The 19,613-nt window shown below is 64.2% G+C and carries 21 protein-coding genes; 7 read left to right on the forward strand and 14 right to left on the reverse strand.

What is annotated here, in order from left to right:
• Positions 1-67 precede the first annotated feature (67 nt).
• Positions 68-607 (reverse strand): HPP family protein, encoded by a 540-nt coding sequence (locus tag FM113_RS12800; RefSeq protein ID WP_176387223.1) that lies wholly within the window; start codon positions 605-607, stop codon positions 68-70.
• An 87-nt stretch (positions 608-694) separates the two neighbouring features.
• On the opposite strand from FM113_RS12800, the gene FM113_RS12805 reads away from it, so the two are divergent.
• Positions 695-1,525 (forward strand): aldo/keto reductase, encoded by an 831-nt coding sequence (locus FM113_RS12805; RefSeq protein WP_087015208.1) that lies wholly within the window; start codon positions 695-697, stop codon positions 1,523-1,525.
• A 37-nt stretch (positions 1,526-1,562) separates the two neighbouring features.
• Here FM113_RS12805 and FM113_RS12810 read toward each other — a convergent pair whose 3' ends face one another.
• The 6 genes from FM113_RS12810 to FM113_RS12835 form a co-directional block, all read right to left on the reverse strand.
• A complete protein-coding gene (locus tag FM113_RS12810; RefSeq protein WP_087015209.1) occupies positions 1,563-2,423 on the reverse strand; it encodes a PaaX family transcriptional regulator C-terminal domain-containing protein in 861 nt (286 codons plus the stop codon).
• A gap of 14 nt (positions 2,424-2,437) precedes the next feature.
• A complete protein-coding gene (locus tag FM113_RS12815) occupies positions 2,438-3,238 on the reverse strand; it encodes an ABC transporter ATP-binding protein (protein ID WP_087015210.1) in 801 nt (266 codons plus the stop codon).
• Positions 3,231-4,055 carry an ABC transporter permease gene (locus tag FM113_RS12820; protein ID WP_087015211.1) on the reverse strand — a complete coding sequence of 275 codons (825 nt, stop codon included), beginning with the start codon at positions 4,053-4,055 and terminating at the stop codon, positions 3,231-3,233. The genes FM113_RS12815 and FM113_RS12820 overlap by 8 nt, the downstream gene beginning before the upstream one ends.
• Positions 4,052-4,876, reverse strand: a complete 825-nt coding sequence (locus FM113_RS12825) for an ABC transporter permease (RefSeq protein ID WP_087015212.1) — start codon at positions 4,874-4,876, stop codon at positions 4,052-4,054. The genes FM113_RS12820 and FM113_RS12825 overlap by 4 nt, the downstream gene beginning before the upstream one ends.
• A gap of 105 nt (positions 4,877-4,981) precedes the next feature.
• The gene (locus FM113_RS12830) at positions 4,982-5,968 is read right to left on the reverse strand and encodes an ABC transporter substrate-binding protein (RefSeq protein ID WP_087015213.1); all 987 of its coding nucleotides are present in this window, start codon (positions 5,966-5,968) and stop codon (positions 4,982-4,984) included.
• Positions 5,969-6,168: 200 nt separating this feature from the next.
• Positions 6,169-6,639, reverse strand: coding sequence for a MarR family winged helix-turn-helix transcriptional regulator (locus FM113_RS12835; RefSeq protein WP_087015214.1), 471 nt, complete (start codon positions 6,637-6,639; stop codon positions 6,169-6,171).
• A 90-nt stretch (positions 6,640-6,729) separates the two neighbouring features.
• Between FM113_RS12835 and FM113_RS12840 the strand changes: the two genes are divergently transcribed.
• The 5 genes from FM113_RS12840 to FM113_RS12860 all read left to right on the forward strand — a co-directional run bounded on the left by FM113_RS12840 (position 6,730) and on the right by FM113_RS12860 (position 11,901).
• Positions 6,730-7,656 carry an SDR family NAD(P)-dependent oxidoreductase gene (locus FM113_RS12840; RefSeq protein ID WP_087015215.1) on the forward strand — a complete coding sequence of 309 codons (927 nt, stop codon included), beginning with the start codon at positions 6,730-6,732 and terminating at the stop codon, positions 7,654-7,656.
• A gap of 17 nt (positions 7,657-7,673) precedes the next feature.
• Positions 7,674-8,567 carry an amidohydrolase family protein gene (locus FM113_RS12845; protein WP_087015216.1) on the forward strand — a complete coding sequence of 298 codons (894 nt, stop codon included), beginning with the start codon at positions 7,674-7,676 and terminating at the stop codon, positions 8,565-8,567.
• Positions 8,564-9,787: an acyl-CoA dehydrogenase family protein gene (locus tag FM113_RS12850; protein WP_087015217.1), complete on the forward strand. Its 1,224-nt coding sequence runs from the start codon at positions 8,564-8,566 to the stop codon at positions 9,785-9,787. The genes FM113_RS12845 and FM113_RS12850 overlap by 4 nt, the downstream gene beginning before the upstream one ends.
• 8 nt (positions 9,788-9,795) lie before the next feature.
• Positions 9,796-10,248 (forward strand): MaoC family dehydratase, encoded by a 453-nt coding sequence (locus tag FM113_RS12855; RefSeq protein WP_087015218.1) that lies wholly within the window; start codon positions 9,796-9,798, stop codon positions 10,246-10,248.
• Positions 10,249-10,323: 75 nt separating this feature from the next.
• Entirely contained in the window at positions 10,324-11,901 is a 1,578-nt protein-coding gene (locus FM113_RS12860) for a long-chain fatty acid--CoA ligase (protein ID WP_087015219.1), read from the forward strand.
• Positions 11,902-12,075: 174 nt separating this feature from the next.
• Here the strand turns inward: FM113_RS12860 and FM113_RS12865 are convergent, their stop codons facing one another.
• Together FM113_RS12865 and FM113_RS12870 are read right to left on the reverse strand one after the other, a co-directional pair.
• Positions 12,076-13,113: a PDR/VanB family oxidoreductase gene (locus tag FM113_RS12865; protein WP_087015220.1), complete on the reverse strand. Its 1,038-nt coding sequence runs from the start codon at positions 13,111-13,113 to the stop codon at positions 12,076-12,078.
• Complete coding sequence (locus FM113_RS12870) at positions 13,103-14,302, reverse strand: aromatic ring-hydroxylating dioxygenase subunit alpha (protein WP_087015221.1); 1,200 nt, start codon at positions 14,300-14,302, stop codon at positions 13,103-13,105. Before FM113_RS12870 ends, FM113_RS12865 begins: the two co-directional genes overlap by 11 nt.
• A gap of 137 nt (positions 14,303-14,439) precedes the next feature.
• On the opposite strand from FM113_RS12870, the gene FM113_RS12875 reads away from it, so the two are divergent.
• The gene (locus FM113_RS12875) at positions 14,440-15,027 is read left to right on the forward strand and encodes a PadR family transcriptional regulator (RefSeq protein ID WP_087015222.1); all 588 of its coding nucleotides are present in this window, start codon (positions 14,440-14,442) and stop codon (positions 15,025-15,027) included.
• 30 nt (positions 15,028-15,057) lie between these two features.
• Here the strand turns inward: FM113_RS12875 and FM113_RS12880 are convergent, their stop codons facing one another.
• The 5 genes from FM113_RS12880 to FM113_RS12900 are packed head-to-tail and all read right to left on the reverse strand — an operon-like array spanning position 15,058 to position 19,593.
• Positions 15,058-16,182, reverse strand: coding sequence for an FUSC family protein (locus FM113_RS12880; RefSeq protein ID WP_254909002.1), 1,125 nt, complete (start codon positions 16,180-16,182; stop codon positions 15,058-15,060).
• Entirely contained in the window at positions 16,179-16,970 is a 792-nt protein-coding gene (locus FM113_RS12885; protein WP_087015223.1) for an IclR family transcriptional regulator C-terminal domain-containing protein, read from the reverse strand. The genes FM113_RS12880 and FM113_RS12885 overlap by 4 nt, the downstream gene beginning before the upstream one ends.
• Before the next feature lie 36 nt (positions 16,971-17,006).
• Positions 17,007-18,176: a thiolase family protein gene (locus tag FM113_RS12890; RefSeq protein WP_087015224.1), complete on the reverse strand. Its 1,170-nt coding sequence runs from the start codon at positions 18,174-18,176 to the stop codon at positions 17,007-17,009.
• Positions 18,173-18,829 (reverse strand): 3-oxoacid CoA-transferase subunit B, encoded by a 657-nt coding sequence (locus FM113_RS12895; RefSeq protein WP_087015225.1) that lies wholly within the window; start codon positions 18,827-18,829, stop codon positions 18,173-18,175. The genes FM113_RS12890 and FM113_RS12895 overlap by 4 nt, the downstream gene beginning before the upstream one ends.
• Positions 18,826-19,593: a 3-oxoacid CoA-transferase subunit A gene (locus tag FM113_RS12900; RefSeq protein WP_087015226.1), complete on the reverse strand. Its 768-nt coding sequence runs from the start codon at positions 19,591-19,593 to the stop codon at positions 18,826-18,828. Before FM113_RS12900 ends, FM113_RS12895 begins: the two co-directional genes overlap by 4 nt.
• Positions 19,594-19,613: the final 20 nt, after the last annotated feature.

Genomic DNA, 19,613 nt, shown 5'->3' on the forward strand with positions numbered 1-19,613 from the left:
CACCGAGATCTACACAAGGAGTATCGTCGGCAGCGTCAAGTTGGTTGTGTGATAAGAGACAGGCGACTCAGTCCTCGGGCGGGTGGTGTTGCACGCGGCCGGTGCCCTGGAGGCCCGGCACCGGGTAGCGCACCCCGGTCACCCGATGCCACACAAGCGCGGCCACGACGATCACGCCGGAGGCGAGGAGAGCGGGCTGCAGCACAAACCACCAGTCCGCGGACTCCGAAAGCGCGATCACAGCCATCGCTACGGCCGGCGGGTGGATGATCCGCAAGAGCGCCATCGCAAGGGTCGCTACTGCGGCGGTCAGTGCGGCCGTCCACCACGTAAACGGCAGGATGTACGCGGCCACCACCCCGACAAACGCCGAGGTCACGCAGCCGCCGATCACGGCCGTCGGCTGCGACACCGGTGCCTCCGGGAGCAAGAACACGAGCAGGCAACTCGGCGCGAACCCGAGGAAGAGGGCGATGTGATCGTCAGCGCGCCCGATGAGCCCCAGCAGCCCGACCAACAGCGCGATACCGATCACCGCGGGCAGCAGCCGCCGCCACGGCAGCCTCGGCTGACCGGGCCACAACACATCCCGCACCCGCACTGCCACACTCCCCGCCGTATCCATTCAGCGCCCGTCCGGGCACCGGCGTAGTCTACCGGGAGGCCCCCGTTCCCCTCGAATGCGAAGGATCCCATGACTTCTCTCTCCCCCACCATCGCTCTCGCGGGCGGCGCCCACATGCCGGTACTCGCGCTCGGCACCTGGCCCATGAACGATGCGGAGACTGCCGACGCCGTCGATTCAGCGCTCCGCAGCGGATACCGCCACATCGATACGGCCGAAAACTACGGCAACGAGCGCGGCGTCGGCGAGGGACTGCGCCGCTCCGGGATCCCGCGGGACGAGGTCTTTGTGACGACCAAGTTCAACCGAAGCCACCACAGCGTCGACGGCGCGCGGGCCGCCTGCGATGCGAGCCTCCAGCGGCTCGGCGTCGAGCAGCTCGACCTGCTCCTCGTGCACTGGCCCAACCCGGATCAGGACCGCTACGTCGACGCGGTGCGCGGCCTCGCGGCACTCCGCGAGGAGGGCCGGATCCGCGCGTTTGGCGTCTCAAACTTCACGCAGCCTCACCTCGCTCGGGTGATGGATGCCGGATTCCTCCCGGAGGTCAACCAGATCCAGCTCGACCCCGAGCACGGGCGTGCGGATCTGTTGCGCGTGCACCACGAACTCGGAATCGCCACGACGGCGTACACGCCGCTCGGCCGCGCGGGCGCGTTCCTCGCCGATCCCGCGATCGCCGGCGCTGCGGCCGCGCACGGGAAAACTGCCGCACAGGTCGTGCTCCGTTGGCACGTGCAGCAGGGCATCGCGGCGGCACCGAAATCGGCGAACCCGGCGCGCCAGCGCGAGAACCTCGACATCTTCAACTTCACGCTGAGCGAGGCCGAGATGGCCGCGATCAGCGCACTCGACGTGGGTGCCCCGCTTCACCACGACCCCGAGGAGTTTGGGCACTAGGCTCAACGTCTCCCGATTCCGTGGGTATGCGCGAACATCACACCGGCGCGGACCCAGCCAAGAGCCCTGCGGCCTCCACACCGGCCTTGGCTTCGAGCTCGTTCCGACGTGCCCAATACACCTCAGCCGAACGCTGCGCCGGCCAGTCCGCCCCCAGATATTCGGGCCCCAAGCCGGGATCGCGCCGCAAGAGGGTTAGCCAATCGGCGACAAGTTGAGTGAGCTGCGAGAGCGGCGGCACATCTATCTGCACTGCCGCACCCCAGTCCCACCGGCGTAGGAACCATTCGTGCTCCGCGCGGATCGCGTCGATATCCCACGCCGCACTTACACGATCTGCCATGGGGAAACAGCTGAGATCTTGCGCGTGAAATGCAACCACCTCAGCATCCTGCAGGTCTTCCCGGAGTCGGTGGAGTGAGAGCTCGGGATCCTGCTGCCCGGGCCCAATCCACAGCCCGTCCCGCAGTGCCGCAAATCCTGCCCATGTGAGCGCCGAGCGAAGCTGATGCCGCAGGCCACGCTTCCCCTCGGGCACGGAGAAGGTCACGAGTGTCCACCCTTCCCCGTGTCGCGCGAACGGCTGCTGGGCGTGCACCCGTGAAGCCGCCTCATCGAGCGTTTCTTTCGCGAGTTCAGTGACCCCGTACGTTACCCCGCGGCCGGCTCGTTCACGCCGTAACAGGCCACGCACTGCAAAGCGGTCGAGTGCGGCCCGCGCTGCGGACGCGGACACTCCTGCACCTTCCATCACTTGAATGAGCGTCACCGCTCGGAACGGTCCCGCATAGCCGTGTCGGCGAAGCTCCCCCAGAAGTGAGAGCACGAGGATCCGAGGGTGGGCATGTCGAGCATCACCCTCCACACCAAAATCCGAGACTTCCGCCACTGCAGACATACTCTGGTTATATCTCACGCACCCGGCCGAACGGCCTCGCCGCGCTTCGCGCGCTGGATCTGCTCATACACGTGGGTGCGCAATTCGGTGAATCGCGGCAACGCGCGAGTGGTGATCTGATCCCGGTCAGGAGCCAGATCGATCTCCAGGTCCCCCTGCACCCAGGTTGGCGACTTCGAGAGCACCACAACACGCTCCCCCAAGTAAACGGATTCATCGATATCGTGCGTCACGAAGAGGATTGACATTCCGCGCTCGAGATGCAGCGAGCGGACAAGGTCCTCAAGGTCTGCACGAGTCTGCGCATCAACCGCGGCGAACGGCTCGTCCATAATGAGCACTTCGGGTTGGTAAGCCACAGCGCGAGCGATCGCCACGCGCTGCTGCATGCCACCCGAAAGCTGCCAGGGGTACTTCGTATCTGCGTGTTCGAGCCCTACTGCGACCAGGGCATCTTCGACGAGTCGCGTGCGTTCAGCCGCACTGAGCATGCGGTGCTTCAGCGGCAACTCAACGTTGCCGCGCACCGTCAGCCACGGGTAGAGACTCCGGCCGTACTCTTGAAAAACAAGCGCCATGTTCGCGGGTGGCCCGGTCACAGCTTGCCCGTCGATCGCTACTGTGCCGCTTGTGGGACGCAATAGTCCCGAGATGCATTTGAGCAATGTTGTTTTGCCGCATCCCGAGGGGCCGACAATACACACCAGTTCTCCCCGCTTCATACTGAAGCTAATGTCGCCGATTGCTTCCACGCTGCCAGTCGACGATTCGTAGACCTTGCGTAGATTTTCAACTGTGAGCAGCGTTTCAGGCACGCTCCACCTCCCGAGTTCCGTGGTACCAGCGCAGCACGCTGCGCTCAACCACACCAAAGATTGCGGCGAGTAATACGCCAATGAGTCCAAGGAGCACGATGCCGCTCCACATTTCTGCGATGAGATAGTTCCGCTGGAAGAACACGATCTGGTAGCCAAGCCCCGAAGATGAGTAGAACATTTCGGAGATAACCAGCAAGATCAGCGCGATCGATAGCGTCTGTCGCACCCCCGCCATGATGCGCGGGCTCGCAGCGGGAAGGATCAAGTACCGCACCCGCTCATACCGTGTCAGCGAGAAGGATCGCGAAGTCTCCTGCATCACCGAATCAACCGATTTCACCCCGTCGATCGTGTTGAGCAGCACCGGCCAAATCGATCCAGCTACGATCACGACGACCTTCATCGAGTCAGTTGCGCCAATCATGACCGCCACGATCGGGATCAGTGCGGGCGGAGGGATCGCACGGAAGAATTCGAGCACGGGTGTCAAGAGGTCCCGCAGCCACCGAACCCGGCCGATTACGGCACCGGCCGCGATTCCAATTACCACCGAGAGAAGAATGCCGAGTGCCAGCCTGCCGAGACTGGGCAGCACGTCCACGACGAATGCCGGTCCGATCCAGGTGCGCACAAACGCATCCGCGATCACACCTGGACCCGGGAAGAATCGACCTGGGGAAATCGTCCCCCAGATGCCCCAGACAAGGAGCAGGAGCAACGGGAGACCGATGGCGTAGAGTACGTTTTCCCTCAGTTTCGCCCAGATCCGCGATTTCTTTTGCGGCACGACGACGGTGCTGGTGTAAAGCGTCATGCGGGATCCTCCCCACGTACTGACTGGTGCCAAAAGAGAGCTCGCCGCTCTACGACACCGAAGATGAGATTCACGAGCAACCCAATGAGGCCAGTGGCGATCACAATCGCGAAGACACCCTCTTGATCACCGTTGCTGTAGTCGAGCATGAGCCGGTTGCCCAGACCTGGATTGCTGATCGTCATTTCCGCCGTCACCGCGAGCACCAGTGCAACGGAGGCGGCGAGTCGGAGTCCGGTCATCAGGTAGGGCAACGCAGTTGGCAGAATCACACTGCCAAGCACCTGGGTGGGTGTGAGAGAGAAGCTCCGCGCGGTGTCGCGGGCGACCACGTCGATATCGGCGACGCCGTACAGCACTTGAACAAAGACCTGCCAAAAGCTCGCGAAGACAATGATGACGAGGGCCGCCTCCAACCGCATTCCGAAGCTCAGCACAGCGAGCGGGATCAAGGCGACGGAGGGGATCGGACGAAGGAACTCGACCATGGTGTGGGTGGCCCGCCGCAAGAACGGCACCATGCCGATAGCTGTGCCGAGAATCAGCGCGAGCACCGTCGAGATCAGGAGACCGATTCCCCATGCAGTGAGGGTGCGCCCGACGTTCCTCCAGAACTCCAGATCGAGCGCTTCAGCACCCAAGCGCGACAGGGTGTGGATGGCGCTCGGAAAATGTGAGGGATTGACGAAACCGAGTGTGGGCAACAGCTGCCACGTCGCGAGAAACCCGACAACCCCGACGAGGCCGAGCGCCACTTTGCGTGTAGCTTGCCGAGCGCGCGCGCCGCGCGGCCCTGGCGACGTAGCTGAGACGAGAGCCATATCTCCCTTTCAGATGGTGTGATGCGGCTGCGCTGCGCAAAGGTGGCGCAACGCAGCCGGCGTACCGCGCTCTGCGCGCGGCACTCGATCTGCGATGTGCTCGATCTAGTACTGCGTGAAGATTGCGTCGATATCCGGTCGCTTGTCGAGGACGCCGTACTTCACCGCGAGATCTGCCAGCTCGCCGATTTGATCGATGTCGAGTTTGGCGTCGTAGTTCGGCAGAGTGAGTCCCACCGCAACCTCGGCAGGAATCTTCAGGTGTTCCGAGATCGCCGCACGGGTCACGTCGTCATGCTCGTTCGTGAATTCGAGCGCTTCAGCCATTGCGGCCGCGTAGTCCTTCACGAGCTGGGGGTCCTTCTCGATGAGCTCATTGGTCGTGAAGTTGGTGAGCACGGTCAGTCCGGGCAACACCTGCTGGTATGGGTGCATCACGAGAGTGCCCTCGGCAGCGATCTGCTTCTGGAAGGGATCCGGGACCCACGCCGCGTCGATGTTGCCCGCTTCGAGCTGTGCGGCCGCGTCAGGGAACGCGACTTCCACGAACTCGATACTCTTCGCGTCCCCACCGTCCGCATCCACTGCCGCCATGATGGTCAGGTCTCCGGCAGCGCCGAGGCTGTTCACCGCAACCTTCTTGCCTGCGAGATCCGCGGGACGGGTGATCCCGGAGTCACCCAGCGCAACGACACCATTCACGTCGTCACCGCTTGGTTGGCTGCTCGAGAAGTTGCTAAACACAGTGATGCCCAAGTCCTGCAAGCCCGCCCGGAAAGGGCCGAACGGCTGACCAATGGCGAACTGAATATCACCGCTCAAGAGCGCGGGGATCGCCTGTGCACCTCCCTGTGCGGGCTGAATCTCCACGTTCAGGCCGTGCTTTTCAAAAATACCCTCATCGATTCCCACCCAGACTGCGATGGAGTCGCTGATGGGCAGAGCGGCAACGCGCACGTCACGCATCTCACTTGCACCGGGGGTCTCGGCCGACGGGGCCTTTTCAGCACTCGGTGCGCCCGAGTCGGAGCAGCCAACCAGCGCGAGGGTTGCGGCAGCCAGAGCTCCCAGGAACGCGATTCTCTTCTTCATTGAACAGACCTCTCTTGCGTCATCATTGACACCCGCAGTCGCGGATCGATCTCCCCCATCGTGCGGGACAAGTCGAGTTATGTCAAATATTCTGCACGAGCGTCATGAATTCGTGAATTCTGCACGAGCGCAACCATTTGGATGCATTGCCGCGTCTCCACCTCGAGATTCCTCGCTGAAGCGGCGCTACGACTTCCCGCTCAGTCGTCACCGAAGGCCAGTCTGCGCAGCAGCTCCGTAAGGGTGTCGCGCTCATGGGCACTGAGCTCCGCGAACGACCCTGCGGGCTCACTCTGCACGGCAGCGTGGGCGGCGGCATACACAAGACGCCCCTCAGGAGTGGGGACAAGCACCTTGGAACGCCGGTCGCGCGGATCCTGCTGGCGCTCGACAAGGCCGCGCCCCTCGAGGTCGTCGATCAGCGCGACGATTTGGCTGGGATCCAGCCTGAGGAAGTCCGCGAGCTCGCGCTGCGTGGGCCGCAGGTCGTCACAGACGAGAGCCAGTACGGGGTAGGAGCGCACCCGAAGACCATAGTTGCGCAGAGCAGCGTTTCCCGCGGCGAGCGAGAGTGCATTAGCTCGCGCAAGGAGAAAGCTGAGATCCCTTGAGAGCGGCTGGTGTTCCCAGGCGCGATCATAGCCTGGCTTGGTCGACTCAACTTCCTTCATCTGCCAATCGTACCCAATTCTTGAAGAACCTAATGATTGACATTTTCAATTAATCTCGATGTACTGGGGCAACAACACAAAGGAGTTCCCATGACACTCACCGGCAAAGTTGCAATCGTCACCGGATCGGGCCGCGGCCTCGGCCTCGCCTATGCACAGGAACTCGCCAGCCAGGGCGCATCAGTCGTCGTCAACGATGTCGATGCCACAACTGCAGCTGAGGCCGTCTCCAGCATCGAAGCGCAGGGCGGTACCGCTATCGCCGTCGTCGCCCCTGTGGGTTCCAGCGAGACTGCACGTGAACTCGTCGACACCGCCGTCGCCGCTTACGGCCGCCTCGACATTCTCGTCACCAATGCAGGGGTCCTACGCGACACCGTTCTCTGGAAGATGAGTGACGACGACTTCGACACCGTCATCGGCGTGCACTTGCGCGGCACATTCACCTGTGTTCGCGAGGCTGCAATCCGCATGCGCGAGCAGGGCGAGGGGGGTCGCATCATCTGCATCGGATCCCCGACGGGCCAACGCGGCAACTTCGGCCAGACCAATTACGCAGCCGCCAAGGCCGGCATAGTCGGCATGGTTCGCACTTGGGCACAGGAACTCAAGAAGGCCGGCATCACTGCGAACGCAGTCATCCCCGTCGCGGCAACGGCGATGACCGCTACGGTCCCCTACTTCCACTCCGCAGTTGAGGCAGAAGCAAAGGGGGCACCCATGCCAGCTTTCTTCCGCCACGGCCTGGGCTTCGGCACCGCGGCCGATGTTGCCCCGCTCATTGCGTACCTGGGCTCTGGCGCCGCCGCTGAGATCACCGGTCAGGCGATTGGCGTGGGTGGGGACCGCCTTCAGCTGTGGTCGCACCCGGAGGCAATTCAGAGTGAGTACTCCGAGGGCGGCTGGACCGCCGCGGCGCTCGAGGCGGGGTTCCTCGCTCACTTCGGCGCGAACCTACAGTCAGTCGGCGAGCAGTTCCCGCAGCTGCCTGAAGAGCTCCAGCCCCCGCAGGCGTAGTTCAAGTGAGCCAGAATATGACACGCTACGAACCACGGCTCGATCTCGACAACATAGTCGCCATCGATTCGCATGTGCATATTGAGATCGGTGAGCACTCTCACTCTTCGCTCCCACAGGATCTCAGTGAAGCGGCAAGCGCGTACTTCCGCACCGATGGACCGCGCCCCGAACTCGACGCAGTCGCAGAATACTACCGTGAACGCAATATGGCTGCCGTCGTCTTCACCGTCGACGCTCGGACAAATCTCGGGCAAGATCCGATCCCGAGCGCGGAGATCGCTGCTGGGGCGGCCCGCCACAACGATGTCCTCATTCCCTATGGCTCAGTGGATCCGCTCCGCGGGGCGGTCGCTGTCGATGACGCCCGACGGCTCATCGAAGAATCGGGCGTCCGCGGATTCAAGTTCCACCCGACGGTGCAGGGCTTCAACCCAAGCGATGAGCGGCACTTCCCGCTCTACGCGGAGCTACAAGCCGCCGGCATTGTCGCACTGTTCCACACCGGTCAGACCGGGATCGGTGCGGGCCTCCCAGGAGGCCGCGGCCTCCGCCTCGGCCTTTCGAACCCAATCCTGCTCGACGAAGTCGCCGCGGAATTCCCCGAGCTGCAGATCGTGATGGCACATCCATCGGTGCCGTGGCAGGAAGAGGCTCTCTCCGTCGCCACGCACAAGCACAACACGTGGATCGACCTGTCCGGCTGGAGTCCGAAATACTTCCCCCCGGAGCTGATTCGCCATGCGGGCACCCTATTGAAGAATCGAGTGCTGTTCGGATCCGATTTCCCGCTCCTTACCCCGGATCGCTGGTTGCGAGACATCGAGCAGACGGCGCTCAAACCCGAAGCGCTACCCGGGATCATGAAAGACAACGCCGTTCGGCTCCTCGGCTTAGACCGGCAATCATGAGCAACACACGCAGCAAACCGGCCCTCATCGCTGACACCGCAATCGGAATCGACCCCCTTGGCTTCGCCGAAACTCATCTGAGTTCCGCGGCCCGCGCGGCACTCACGGAGTTACAGGGAGTGCTCGATATCGAAGTCCGACCACTCCTTGCGGAGGCGTGGGAGACCGCAACGATGCCGCCCGCGATACTCCAAGCAATCGCTCCATTGAATGTAATGCGCCCCGCGGGGATCACCGCTGAAGAGTCAGATTCGTCACTCTATTCCGGCTTCCGAAATTACGTACTCGCGCGCACCGACGTATCCGTCGCAACCCTCGTCAATGCGCAATCAGGGCTCTTCCGCACAACCGTGCTCCTCGGCGGCTCGCCCGAGCAGGCCGAACAACTCGACCCTAAGATCCGCGATTTCTCACTCGCCGGGGTATTCGCACTCACCGAACCGGAGCACGGCTCCGACATCGCGGGAGGCCTCTCTACTACTGCACGCCGTACCGGCGGCGAGTGGGTTATCGATGGCACGAAGCGCTGGATCGGTGGCGCAGTGTCCGCGGATGTGATCGCCGTGTTCGCCCGTGACATCGAGGACAAGCAGGTAAAAGCGTTTCTCGTGCCCAGGCAGGCAGCCGGGGTCACCCTCAACACGATCGGAGGGAAGATCGCCCTCCGGCCGATGCAAAACTCCACGATCACCCTGTCCGGTGTGCGCGTCCCCGAGTCGGCGCGGCTGCAGAAGATCAACTCCTGGCGCGATGTTGCAAGGATCCTCGGCGCGATGCGATCGGACGTGGCATGGATCGCGACGGGTCTGCAAGCTGGCGCACTCGACGCCGCACTCACCTACACGCGGGGTCGGGAGCAGTTTGGCCACTCGATCGGCGGATTTCAGCTCGTCCAGGAAAAGCTCGCCCGTATGCTCGGCAATCTCACCGCGTCGCTCGGCCTCGTCACCCAGCTCTCGGTCCGCCAAGACCGAGGCATTCGCCGAGACGAGAATTCCTCGCTCGCGAAAATGTGGACGGCGTTGCATGCCCGAGAAACTGTCGCGCTCGGCCGCGAGATCGCAGGCGGCAACGGCATCTTACTCTCCCACGACAGCGCTCGTTTTTTCGCCGATGCCGAAGCCGTGTACTCGTACGAAGGCACACACGAAGTCACCTCGCTGATAGTGGGCCGCGCGCTCACCGGCGTCTCAGCATTTCTTCCATCGACCAACTACTGAGGAGCAACATGACCACCACTACCGCGTACGCGGACGCCCTAAATCTCGCCGGCACCGACCTCGGTGCAACCGAGTGGCTGGAGATCACCCAGGACCGTGTCAATGTGTTTGCCGCCGCGGTCGACGACCACCAGTGGATCCACGTCGACCCAGAGCGCGCAGCCAACGGCCCGTTCGGTGGCGCAATCGCGCACGGTTTCCTCTCGTTGTCGCTCGCAACCCATTTCTGGACAGAGTTGTTTGAGCTTCAGGGTGTCACTACAAAGGTGAACTACGGACTCGACAAAGTTCGCTTCATTACCCCGGTGAAGGTGGGCGCTCGCGTCCGCATGACCGCCATCATCGCTGAAGTCACCGAGGTGCCAGGCGGATACCAGTTCGTCGTCGACCAAGTCATTGAAGTTGAGGGCGGTTCGAAACCCGCGCTCGTTGCCCGCGGCATCTATCGCTTCTACGCGTAATCGGAGGCTGGGTGCGTCGCGGCACCCAGCCTCTCCGCTCTTTCCTCTGCCCGTTTTCCTCAACGAAGAGACACTATGCATAACCATGGACTCGGTGCCTGGCTCACCACCCGCAAGCAGAAGAATCCTGACAAGGTGGCCCTGATCTTTGGTGCTGACGAGCGGCTGACGTACCGTGAACTCGCAGATCGCACCGACGCGCTCTCTGGCGTGCTGTGGCAACACGGAATCAGGAAGGGGGACTCCGTCGCGTTTCTTGGCGAGAACAGCCCCGAGTTTCTGTTCACCTTATTCGCGTGCGCGCAGCTCGGGGCCGTCTTTGTTCCAGTGAACACCCGCCTCGCTCCACCTGAGTTTGACCACCTGCTTCGCGACTCAGGCACCCGCGCGGTGATCCATGGCCCTGAGTTCGCCGACGTCCTCACCCCAGTCATCGATCAGATTGGGGTCGTGCATCGATTCCAGATCGGTACGGACGAGCACCCGCAGGCGTCCGCGCTCACACCGCTGCTCGACGCGACCCGTGGAGGTCACGTGGATGGCGCGGTAGAACTCAGCGATCCCGCCGCAATTCTCTACACGTCCGGCACGACTGGTAAGGCAAAGGGCGCGGTCCTCAGCCATGGCAATCTCACCTGGGTCGCGATCAACTCGGTCATCGACTATGACATCGTATCGACCGATGTCGCGCTCATGATCTCTCCGCTTTTCCACGCCGCAGCGCTCGGGATGGGCGCGCTGCCCACGATCTTGAAGGGGGGCACGATGGTGCTCGAGCGTGGCTTTGAAGCGGGCCGCGCCCTGATGCTGGTCGAACAGCAGGGCGTCACCATGCTGAGCGGGGTGCCGACAACCTATCAGTTGCTCGCTGATCACCCGCACTGGGCGAGCACAGATATCTCTTCACTCTCGAAGCTCACTTGCGGTGGCTCCGCGGTACCCAGTCGCATTCTCAAGGCCTTTGAAGAACGCGGGCTATCGTTTTCTCAGGGCTACGGCATGACCGAAACCTCGCCAGGCGCAACGAGCCTGGCCCCTGCAATGACTCGGGTTAAGCAGGGCAGCGTTGGCCTCCCTCACTTCTTTACTGAGGTGCGGATCTCCACGCATACCGCCCCCGGTGAGGCAGAGGACAGCGGCGATGGTCAGGTTGCACGCGCAATCGTTCCGCGAGGCACAGTCGGCGAGATCGAGGTGCGCGGCCCGAACGTCTTCCTCGGCTACCACGGACGCAATGAGGATACTGCCAAGGCGTTCACGCCCGACGGCTGGTTCCGTTCCGGCGACCTCGGCTATCTCGACGATGACGGGTACCTGTTCATCGCTGATCGCCTGAAAGACATGATCATTTCCGGCGGGGAAAACATCTACCCTGCCGAGATCGAGGAGCACCTGAACTGCCTTCCCGGGGTCACCGGTGCCGCTGTGATTGGTGTCGTCGATAAACAGTGGGGTGAGGTGCCCTGGGCCATCATCACGCTCGCCGCTGAAGCAGCCCCCTCGGTCGGCACAACGGCAGCCATCCGCACCGAACTCGACGGCAAGCTGGCCCGCTACAAAATCCCGAAGCGCGTCATTGTCGTCTCAGAGTTCCCGCGCACGGCCTCGGGGAAGATCCGAAAAGCCGACCTGCGCGCGCAGTTTGGACAGTAGCGGCACGCGGTCGTGTCTCAACACAGGTGTCGTTGAGGGCGAGCCACCGAAGCGACCACGCCGAAAGGACGGCTCGAAGTACCGCTGCATTCCATAGAAGTTTAGGAGGAGCTGGTGCCGAGGAATGAGTCTCGGCACCAGCTACGCCACGAACCGTTTGGCGCCACGCCCTACCTAGCTCACCTCCACCACCACCCGCGCGCATCGGCCCGTGTGGCGGTCGGCCGCTGCATGGGCCGTGCCCGTGTCGGCGGAGCGGCTCCCCGTGCCCGCGATGACACGGGAGACGCAGCCACACATCTTGGAGTTCGGTGCTTTTTGGCGTTCCGAGTAGAACACGTCACGGTGGTCGACCTGGCCGTCAAGCTCTACGATGCGCACTTCGCAGAGTCCGCACTCACCGCGTCGACAGTCGAACATCATGTCCACACCTGCCCGCTCGAGCGCTTCGAGCATGGATTCGGTGGGCTGTACCTCGACTGTCACGTTGTATTGCGGCACGACCACTTCAAACGGTTCGGCCTCAAACCAGCCGGAGTTGCCGAAGGTCTCATAGCGGAGCGCCGTGATGTCACGATCGCTCCGCTCCCAGGTACGGCGGATCTCTTCCATCAGCCGAATGGGCCCGCACATGTAGAGTTCCGCAGCTGCCGGCAGACCAACAATCAGTTCTGCGACGCTCATGCGTCCGTGTTCCTCGGTGATGTGTTCCACGAGGCGATCTCCGTGGACGGCACGCAGCTCTTCTCGGTACGCCATCCGTGCCACAGAGGTGCCGACGTAGTGCAGTTCATAGCTCGCACCGAGTCGTTTGAGGACAGAAGCCATCCCCCGGATCGCGGTGATTCCCACGCCGCCTGCGACGAGCACATATGCGGGGGCACCGATCCGGAGCGGGAAATCCTGCACGGGTGCCGTGACCTTGAGTTCGTCCCCCGGCTGCACCCCGTGCATAAACTCGGAACCACCCCGCGAAGTGGGAGTGCGGTAGATGCTGATTGCAATGCGGTCCCCCGTCTTACTCGCTCCGACCACTGAGTAGGACCGCGTGTCGGTGCGACCATCGGGGAGATGCACCCCGACGTCAACGTGTGTGCCGGGCTTTGCGGGGACCGGGTGATCCGGTGCGAGGTCAATGCGCCGAATACCGTCCGCCACTTCGGTGCACGCGAGCACACGAGCTGTCTGCCACGCCAGCTGCTTATCGACCATGTGACGCCCCCGCAGCTGCGACTTCACGAGCCGAGGAGGACGTCAGCCGGTAGCTCTTCTCCACGGCGTCGCGAAGCAAGGGCGCTGCTGCACCGCGCCCCTCTGCGTCGAGGGCTCGCTCCAGCATACGGCGTACCCACATGCCCCCAGCATCGATGTTGAGATTGTAGAACTCGTAGTCTGGGTTGGCGTCGATCGCGTCCTGCTGGGCCTTCAGCATGGCCTCGTCCTCCCCGAACACACTGTGCACCCCGTTGCGCAACTGCGTGGTGATGAGTTGGCTTTCGAGCCGGTAGTTTCGCATGAAGGCCCAAAAGTAGTGACAACTGCGATCCCCCTCCGGGGTGATCGTGTTCATGACGTAGCCGTTCACGCCTCGCGATCGGTCCCCCTTGCGCGCACCAGTTCCCGCTTCAGCAACGCCCACATCGATGCAGATCGTGGAGGGGAACGTGTAGTGGATGATCTGCCACCGGTCGACCTTGCCCTCGAAGTCTGGGAACTTGTCGCGCATGTTCTTCCGCCAGAATGGGGGCGCATCGATACCCAGCATCCACCGGGTAACGGTTACGGTGTTGCCGTCGTGGGAGACATGGAACTCAGATTCGCTCAGCTCTTCCTGACCAATAGAAGAAGAGTGCACGAACTCTTCATGAGTGAGGTCCATAAGGTTGTCGAGCACGAGCTGGTAATTGCACGGTGCATAGATCGTTTCGCCGTCGCCGGCCCACTCCTCTGAATTGAGCTGGTGCATGTCGGGAATCGCTGCTGGATCAGCGAGCGTAGGGTCTCCCAGCCAGACCCAGAGATAGCGATACCGCTCAACAATTGGAAACGAGGGGACCACTGCGGAGGGGTTCAGTGTCTCCTGCGCGGGCATGGAGGTACATCGGCCCGCGGAGTTGTAGCGGATACCGTGGTAGGGACACTGAACTTCGTCATTGCCGACGAGTTTCCCCTGTGACAGCGGGGCGAGGCGGTGCCAGCACGCGTCGGCGAGCGCGACAGGCACCCCATGCTGAGTGCGGTAGAGCGCGAGTGGGCGGCCGGCGACGGTGCGCGCAAGAATCCCCTTCGCGGTGATCTCGTGATCCCACGCGGCAACGTACCAGGCGTTGAGCGGGTAGGTCAGTAGCTTCGCGGTCGAGGTGATGTTCGAGGCAGAGCTCGAGGTGTCGTGATCCAGCATTGTGCACTCCCTTGTGTCCGTGGTCGCGGTCCCCTGTGCAGGACCAAACTAACTATAAACATAGTTAGTTCTATGGCACACATTACACGGAGCAGATAGCCTTGCCCAGACAACACCGCGACTGCCCGGAGGTCCCCATGAGTCTGCGTGCCGCTCTTCTCGCCCTCATTTCGGGCGGCCCGCTCACCGGCTACGACGCGGTGAAGCACTTCCGCAGCTCGGTTGGGCACGTATGGCATGCGCCGGACTCCCAGATATACCCCGAGCTGCGCAGGTTGCAAGCGGAGGGGCTCCTCGCTGCGACCGAAGTTCCGTGGGGCACGAAGCAGGCAACCAAAACACAGTACGCACTCACCGAGCACGGTGCGGCCGCGCTCCGCGAGTGGCAGTCAACACCCCTCAGCTATGTTGCCGAGCGAGACCAGCCTCACCTACTCGCGGCCTATTTCGAGTGGGGCAGCGAGGAATCTGCGCGAGCTCGACTCATCGAGCACATCGCGTTCTACACGGCCGCGCGCGGTGCCGCGCAACGGCAAATTCGTGAGATCGAGGAACGGACGAGCGCTACGCTCGCGCGGCGCCTCCGTGTCACACCGGAGGCCGACTGGGATCGCGTCGCAGCGTTCAAGCGCTTCGCCTACGAAGGCAAGATCGCGCGCGCCGAGGCGGAGGTCGCGTGGGCCGAGCGCGGCCTCGACCTCCTCAGTACATTCCCGCCCGAGTAGTACCTACTGCCGCGTCAGATCGGCCGGCACTCAGCTCCCCCGCGTTGGGCGATGCACCGCGACGGTGAGCACCGCAAGGGCCGAACCGACGGCGGTATCGAGCACCCGCTCGCCAGCCGTCGCCCAGTGGTCGGTGCCGCCCGCCGCGGCGCTCGAAATGAACAGCACGAGTGGCGTGATGAACACGAGCGCGAGCGCGTAGTTGCGTACGACGACGAGCTCGATCGAGAACTGGAGCGCCATGATCAGAAGGACCAGAGTGAGCGGGTGCTCGCCGAGCGGGGCGATCACCAGATACAGCAGCGCCCCGAGCAGCGTGCCGACCGTGCGGTGCAGGCCGCGACCGAGCGAGTGGCTGCGCCCCGGGGTCAGGCCCACCACCGCGACTCCCGCGGCCACCGTCCAGTAGGCGCGGCTCGGGTCGAGCCAGAGCAGGCTCAACGCGGTGCCCAGGACCGCCACGATCGCGATCCGAAGCAGCAGCTCACGTTCGGGAGTCCCGAACCACGGGCCGGGGAGCAGCTCCCGCAGCGGCCGCACAGAGCGAGCGCGCTCCGCGGAGCGAAGCAGCGGGGCGAGCGCCACCACATATGAGAATAGGAGCCCGCCGCACATCGCGGCAAGAAATACCGCCGGATCTGTGATCCGCTCTCCGTCACGGACCGCGGTGATCGTGCCTGCGAGCCCATAGACGAGCACGAAGAACACGGGACCGGGCGGGCCGAGCCGCACCCCGATCGCGAACGCACTCACCGCGATCGCGGCACCGACAAGCCCGAAGGAATACGCGAGGTGGGAGGGGACCAGCGCCACTCCCAAGCCGGCGCACCCGAGCAGAACACCTCCGACGATAGGCAGGAGCTTTGCTCGCTCCGCGGCCCCCGCGCTCGCGGCGAAGAGCGCAACAAAGGCCCCGGCCCCGGCCTGTAAACCGAGATCGGGGCGCCCCAGCAGGGTGCACACGAGCAGGGGGATCCCGATCGACAGTGCGGCGCGGGCAGCAATCCAATACCGCGGCCCCGGCCCCGCCGGAAGGGCGAACAGACTGCGGACGGCGTTCCCGCCCGCGCGCAGAATTTGGTGCAGGATCACGCGCCACGGGTGGGGGTCGCCCGCAGCGCCGGATCCGCCGCCGCCCGTTTGCGGTGGGTTCACAGGAGGCGCAGATCCGCCTCGATCGCGGCGGCCGCCTCCAACGCGAGGGGCAGGTGATGATCCCGCAACCGCCCGAGCGTCTCTCGACTCGCGCTCGTGGAGACGTTCATGGCGGCTACGACCTGCCCGTCTCGGCCACGAATCGGCACCGCCGCGGAACGCAGTCCAGCCTCGAGCTCACCGTCCACGATCGCCCAGCCTTGCTCGCGCACGCGCGTCAGCTCCTCGGCAAGGTCCGCCGCCGTGACAAGCGTGTGTGCGGTGAGCGGCCGGAGATCCTGCGCGTCAAGCGCATCCACTCGCTCGGCCACGGGTAAGGCAGCGAGCAGCACCCGGCCCATACTCGTCGCGTACGCGGGGAACCGCGTCCCGATGGTGATCCCGACAGTCATGATCCGGCGCGTGGGGACACGGGCGACGTACACGATCTCGGCGTCAGCGAGCACGGCCGCGGACACGGATTCGTCGAGGGCACGGGAGAGCCGTTCGAGGTGGGGCTGCATGACCTCGGGGAGTGACAGCGCCGAGAGGTAGCTGAAGCCGAGCTCGAGCACACGGGGCGTGAGCGCGAACGTCCGGCCGGTGGAGCGGACATAGCCGAGCGATTCGAGGGTGCGAAGAAAGCGCCGGGCCGCGGCCGCGGGGATCTCCGCACGGCGCGCGACCTCGCTCAGCGTCAGCTCCGCGTGTTCCGCGTCGAACGCGCGGATCACCGCGATCCCGCGCGCGAGCGACTGCACAAAGTCCCCCGCAGGCGCTCCGTTGTTCGTGGTTTCGCTGTCCGTCACGCACTTACCTTATCCCCGTGGCGGCGCGAAACTCGGTCATGCCTCCAGGACAAGCGCGAGACCCTGCCCGACACCGATGCAGATCGCCACCACCGCGACCCCGCCGCCGCGGCGCCTGAGTTCGTGCGCGGCATGGCCAATAATCCGCCCACCCGAGGCCCCGAGCGGGTGCCCGATCGCGAGCGCCCCGCCGTGCACGTTGAGCTTCGCGGGATCCAGATCGGGCCAGCCGGCGAGACACGCCAGAGCCTGGGACGCGAACGCCTCATTGAGTTCCACGAGATCAACATCGGCCCAGGTCTTTCCGGCTCGCGCGAGCGCCCGGTTCGCGGCCTCAATCGGGGCGGTCGGGAACGCGTCGGGGTCCACGCCGTGCGCTGCGCGGCCCGCAACCCGGGCGAGCGGCACCCCCTCGAGCACGCCCTCTCCGGCGAGCAGCACAGCCGAGGCCCCGTCATTGATACCTGAAGAATTTGCCGCGGTCACTGTGCCGTCGACAGCGAAGAGTGGTTTCAACGCAGCAAGCTTCGCGACCGAGGACCCCTCGCGAATCCCCTCGTCGCGCGCGAGCTCCGCGCCGGGCACCTGGACGATCTCGGCGTCGTAGTGGCCGGCCGCCCACGCGTCCGCGGCACGCTGGTGCGAGCGGACCGTAAACGCGTCCTGCGCGTCGCGCGTGATCCCCCACTCACGGGCCGTCTGCTCCGCGGCCTGCCCGTTCGAGATTGTCCAGTGCGTGGCAAGCGCGGGATTGACCATGCGCCATCCGATCGCCGTGTTCCACAGAGTCTGATTGCCCACCGCTGGCCACGGTTTGCCCGATTTCTCGACAACATACGGGGCACGGCTCATCGATTCAACGCCCCCCGCGAGAATCACCTCGGCGTCGCCGGATTCGATGGCACGCGCACCCTGGATCACCGCTTCCACGGAAGAGGCACAGAGTCGATTGACGGTTACCCCGGTCACGCTCGTGGGGAATCCCGCAAGCAAGGCCCCGAACCGCGCCACGTTGCGGTTGTCCTCCCCGGCCTGGTTGGCATCGCCGAAGATGACGTCGCCGATCCGCGCTGGATCAAGCGCCGAGCGCTCCACGATACCCCGCATCACCGTTGCGGCGAGATCGTCAGGCCGGACGCCGGCGAGCGCCCCGCCGGCCCGCCCGAACGGGGTACGCACGGCGTCATAGATATAGGTGGCAGTCAATTCTGGTTCCCCTCGGTCGCGTCCTGCAGATCAAGTCCGGTGAGCTCGCGGAGTTCTGCGAGTGTGCTCGTGCCGAGCAGTTCCCGCACGGCGAATCCGCCCGGGACTACGTCAAACACCGCGCGGTCTGTGTAGACGCGGGACACGCATCCGGCGCCCGTGAGTGGGTAGCTACACGCGGCCACGAGCTTCGATTCCCCTTGCTTGGTCAGGAGGTCTGTCATTACGTAGACGTCGCGCGCACCGATGGCGAGATCCATCGCGCCGCCAACGGCTGGGATCGCGCCCGGTGCCCCGGTCGACCAGTTTGCGAGGTCACCGTTTTCCGCGACCTGGAAGGCACCCAGCACGCACACGTCAAGGTGCCCGCCTCGCATCATCGCGAAAGAATCGGCGTGATGGAAATACGCGGCCCCGGTGACCGCGGTCACGGCCTGCTTACCGGCGTTGATCAGATCCGGGTCCACGCGATTGGCCGTTGGCGCGGGACCCATGCCGAGCATGCCGTTCTCGGTGTGCAGGACCACTTCCTGCTCGGGAAGCAGGTAGTTGGCGACGAGCGTCGGTGCTCCGATCCCGAGATTCACGATCGCGCCCTCCGGGATGTCGGCGGCGATGCGTGCCGCGAGTTCCTGTCTACTGATCCCGCTCATCGTGCGCCCGCTTCCGTGTGGTTCATTCCTGCCGCGCCCGCAAGTGCGTTCCCCTCGAGGTCGACGCCTCCGACAAACGCGCCGTCCCGCAACCACCGCCGTTCCCCGACCGCAACCGCACGGTCGACAAAGATGCCTGGTGTCACTACCGCTTCGGGGTCGAGAGCTCCCAGCTCCACGATCTCGTCGACCTGCACGATCGTGGTCGATGCGGCCGTTGCCATGATCGGCCCGAAGTTGCGAGCGGTCTCCCGGTACACGAGGTTGCCCCAGCGGTCGGCCGCACGGGCGCTGATCAACGCGAAGTCAGCCCTGATCGGGTACTCCAGAGCGTACACTCGCCCGTCAATCTCCCGGGTTTCCTTGCCCGCTGCAAGCTCGGTCCCCACCCCGGTCGGCGTGAAGAACGCGCCGATGCCGGCACCGGCGGCTCGGATCCGTTCGGCAAGGTTGCCCTGTGGCACGAGTTCGAGCTCAATGGCACCTTCGCGGTAGAGACCGTCGAACACCCATGAGTCGCTCTGCCGCGGAAAGGAGCAGATGATCTTGCGGACGCGACGCTTCGCGAGCAGAGCCGCGAGGCCCACGTCACCGTTACCCGCGTTGTTGTTCACAATTGTGAGATCGCTCGCGCCCTGCTCGATCAACGCATTGATGAGCTCGACGGGCTGTCCCGCGCGACCGAAGCCCCCGATCATCACGGTGGCTCCGTCGGGAATTCCGGCGACGGCCTCCCCCGGAGACTGCACGGTCTTATCGATCATTTGGGCTCCTTCACCTCATC

Source organism: Leucobacter sp. 7(1), from assembly GCF_900163635.1.
GTDB lineage: Bacteria > Actinomycetota > Actinomycetes > Actinomycetales > Microbacteriaceae > Leucobacter.

What these genes read in the sequence shown, in the direction of transcription:
- FM113_RS12825 (WP_087015212.1), bottom strand. Translation starts at nt 4,876, where the DNA reads ATGGCTCTCGTCTCAGCTACGTCGCCAGGGCCGCGCGGCGCGCGCGCT.
- FM113_RS12835 (WP_087015214.1), bottom strand. Translation starts at nt 6,639, where the DNA reads ATGAAGGAAGTTGAGTCGACCAAGCCAGGCTATGATCGCGCCTGGGAA.
- FM113_RS12830 (WP_087015213.1), bottom strand. Translation starts at nt 5,968, where the DNA reads ATGAAGAAGAGAATCGCGTTCCTGGGAGCTCTGGCTGCCGCAACCCTC.
- FM113_RS12805 (WP_087015208.1), top strand. Translation starts at nt 695, where the DNA reads ATGACTTCTCTCTCCCCCACCATCGCTCTCGCGGGCGGCGCCCACATG.
- FM113_RS12840 (WP_087015215.1), top strand. Translation starts at nt 6,730, where the DNA reads ATGACACTCACCGGCAAAGTTGCAATCGTCACCGGATCGGGCCGCGGC.
- FM113_RS12900 (WP_087015226.1), bottom strand. Translation starts at nt 19,593, where the DNA reads ATGATCGATAAGACCGTGCAGTCTCCGGGGGAGGCCGTCGCCGGAATT.
- FM113_RS12810 (WP_087015209.1), bottom strand. Translation starts at nt 2,423, where the DNA reads ATGTCTGCAGTGGCGGAAGTCTCGGATTTTGGTGTGGAGGGTGATGCT.
- FM113_RS12865 (WP_087015220.1), bottom strand. Translation starts at nt 13,113, where the DNA reads ATGGTCGATAAGCAGCTGGCGTGGCAGACAGCTCGTGTGCTCGCGTGC.
- FM113_RS12860 (WP_087015219.1), top strand. Translation starts at nt 10,324, where the DNA reads ATGCATAACCATGGACTCGGTGCCTGGCTCACCACCCGCAAGCAGAAG.
- FM113_RS12895 (WP_087015225.1), bottom strand. Translation starts at nt 18,829, where the DNA reads ATGAGCGGGATCAGTAGACAGGAACTCGCGGCACGCATCGCCGCCGAC.
- FM113_RS12855 (WP_087015218.1), top strand. Translation starts at nt 9,796, where the DNA reads ATGACCACCACTACCGCGTACGCGGACGCCCTAAATCTCGCCGGCACC.
- FM113_RS12850 (WP_087015217.1), top strand. Translation starts at nt 8,564, where the DNA reads ATGAGCAACACACGCAGCAAACCGGCCCTCATCGCTGACACCGCAATC.
- FM113_RS12870 (WP_087015221.1), bottom strand. Translation starts at nt 14,302, where the DNA reads ATGCTGGATCACGACACCTCGAGCTCTGCCTCGAACATCACCTCGACC.
- FM113_RS12875 (WP_087015222.1), top strand. Translation starts at nt 14,440, where the DNA reads ATGAGTCTGCGTGCCGCTCTTCTCGCCCTCATTTCGGGCGGCCCGCTC.
- FM113_RS12820 (WP_087015211.1), bottom strand. Translation starts at nt 4,055, where the DNA reads ATGACGCTTTACACCAGCACCGTCGTCGTGCCGCAAAAGAAATCGCGG.
- FM113_RS12845 (WP_087015216.1), top strand. Translation starts at nt 7,674, where the DNA reads ATGACACGCTACGAACCACGGCTCGATCTCGACAACATAGTCGCCATC.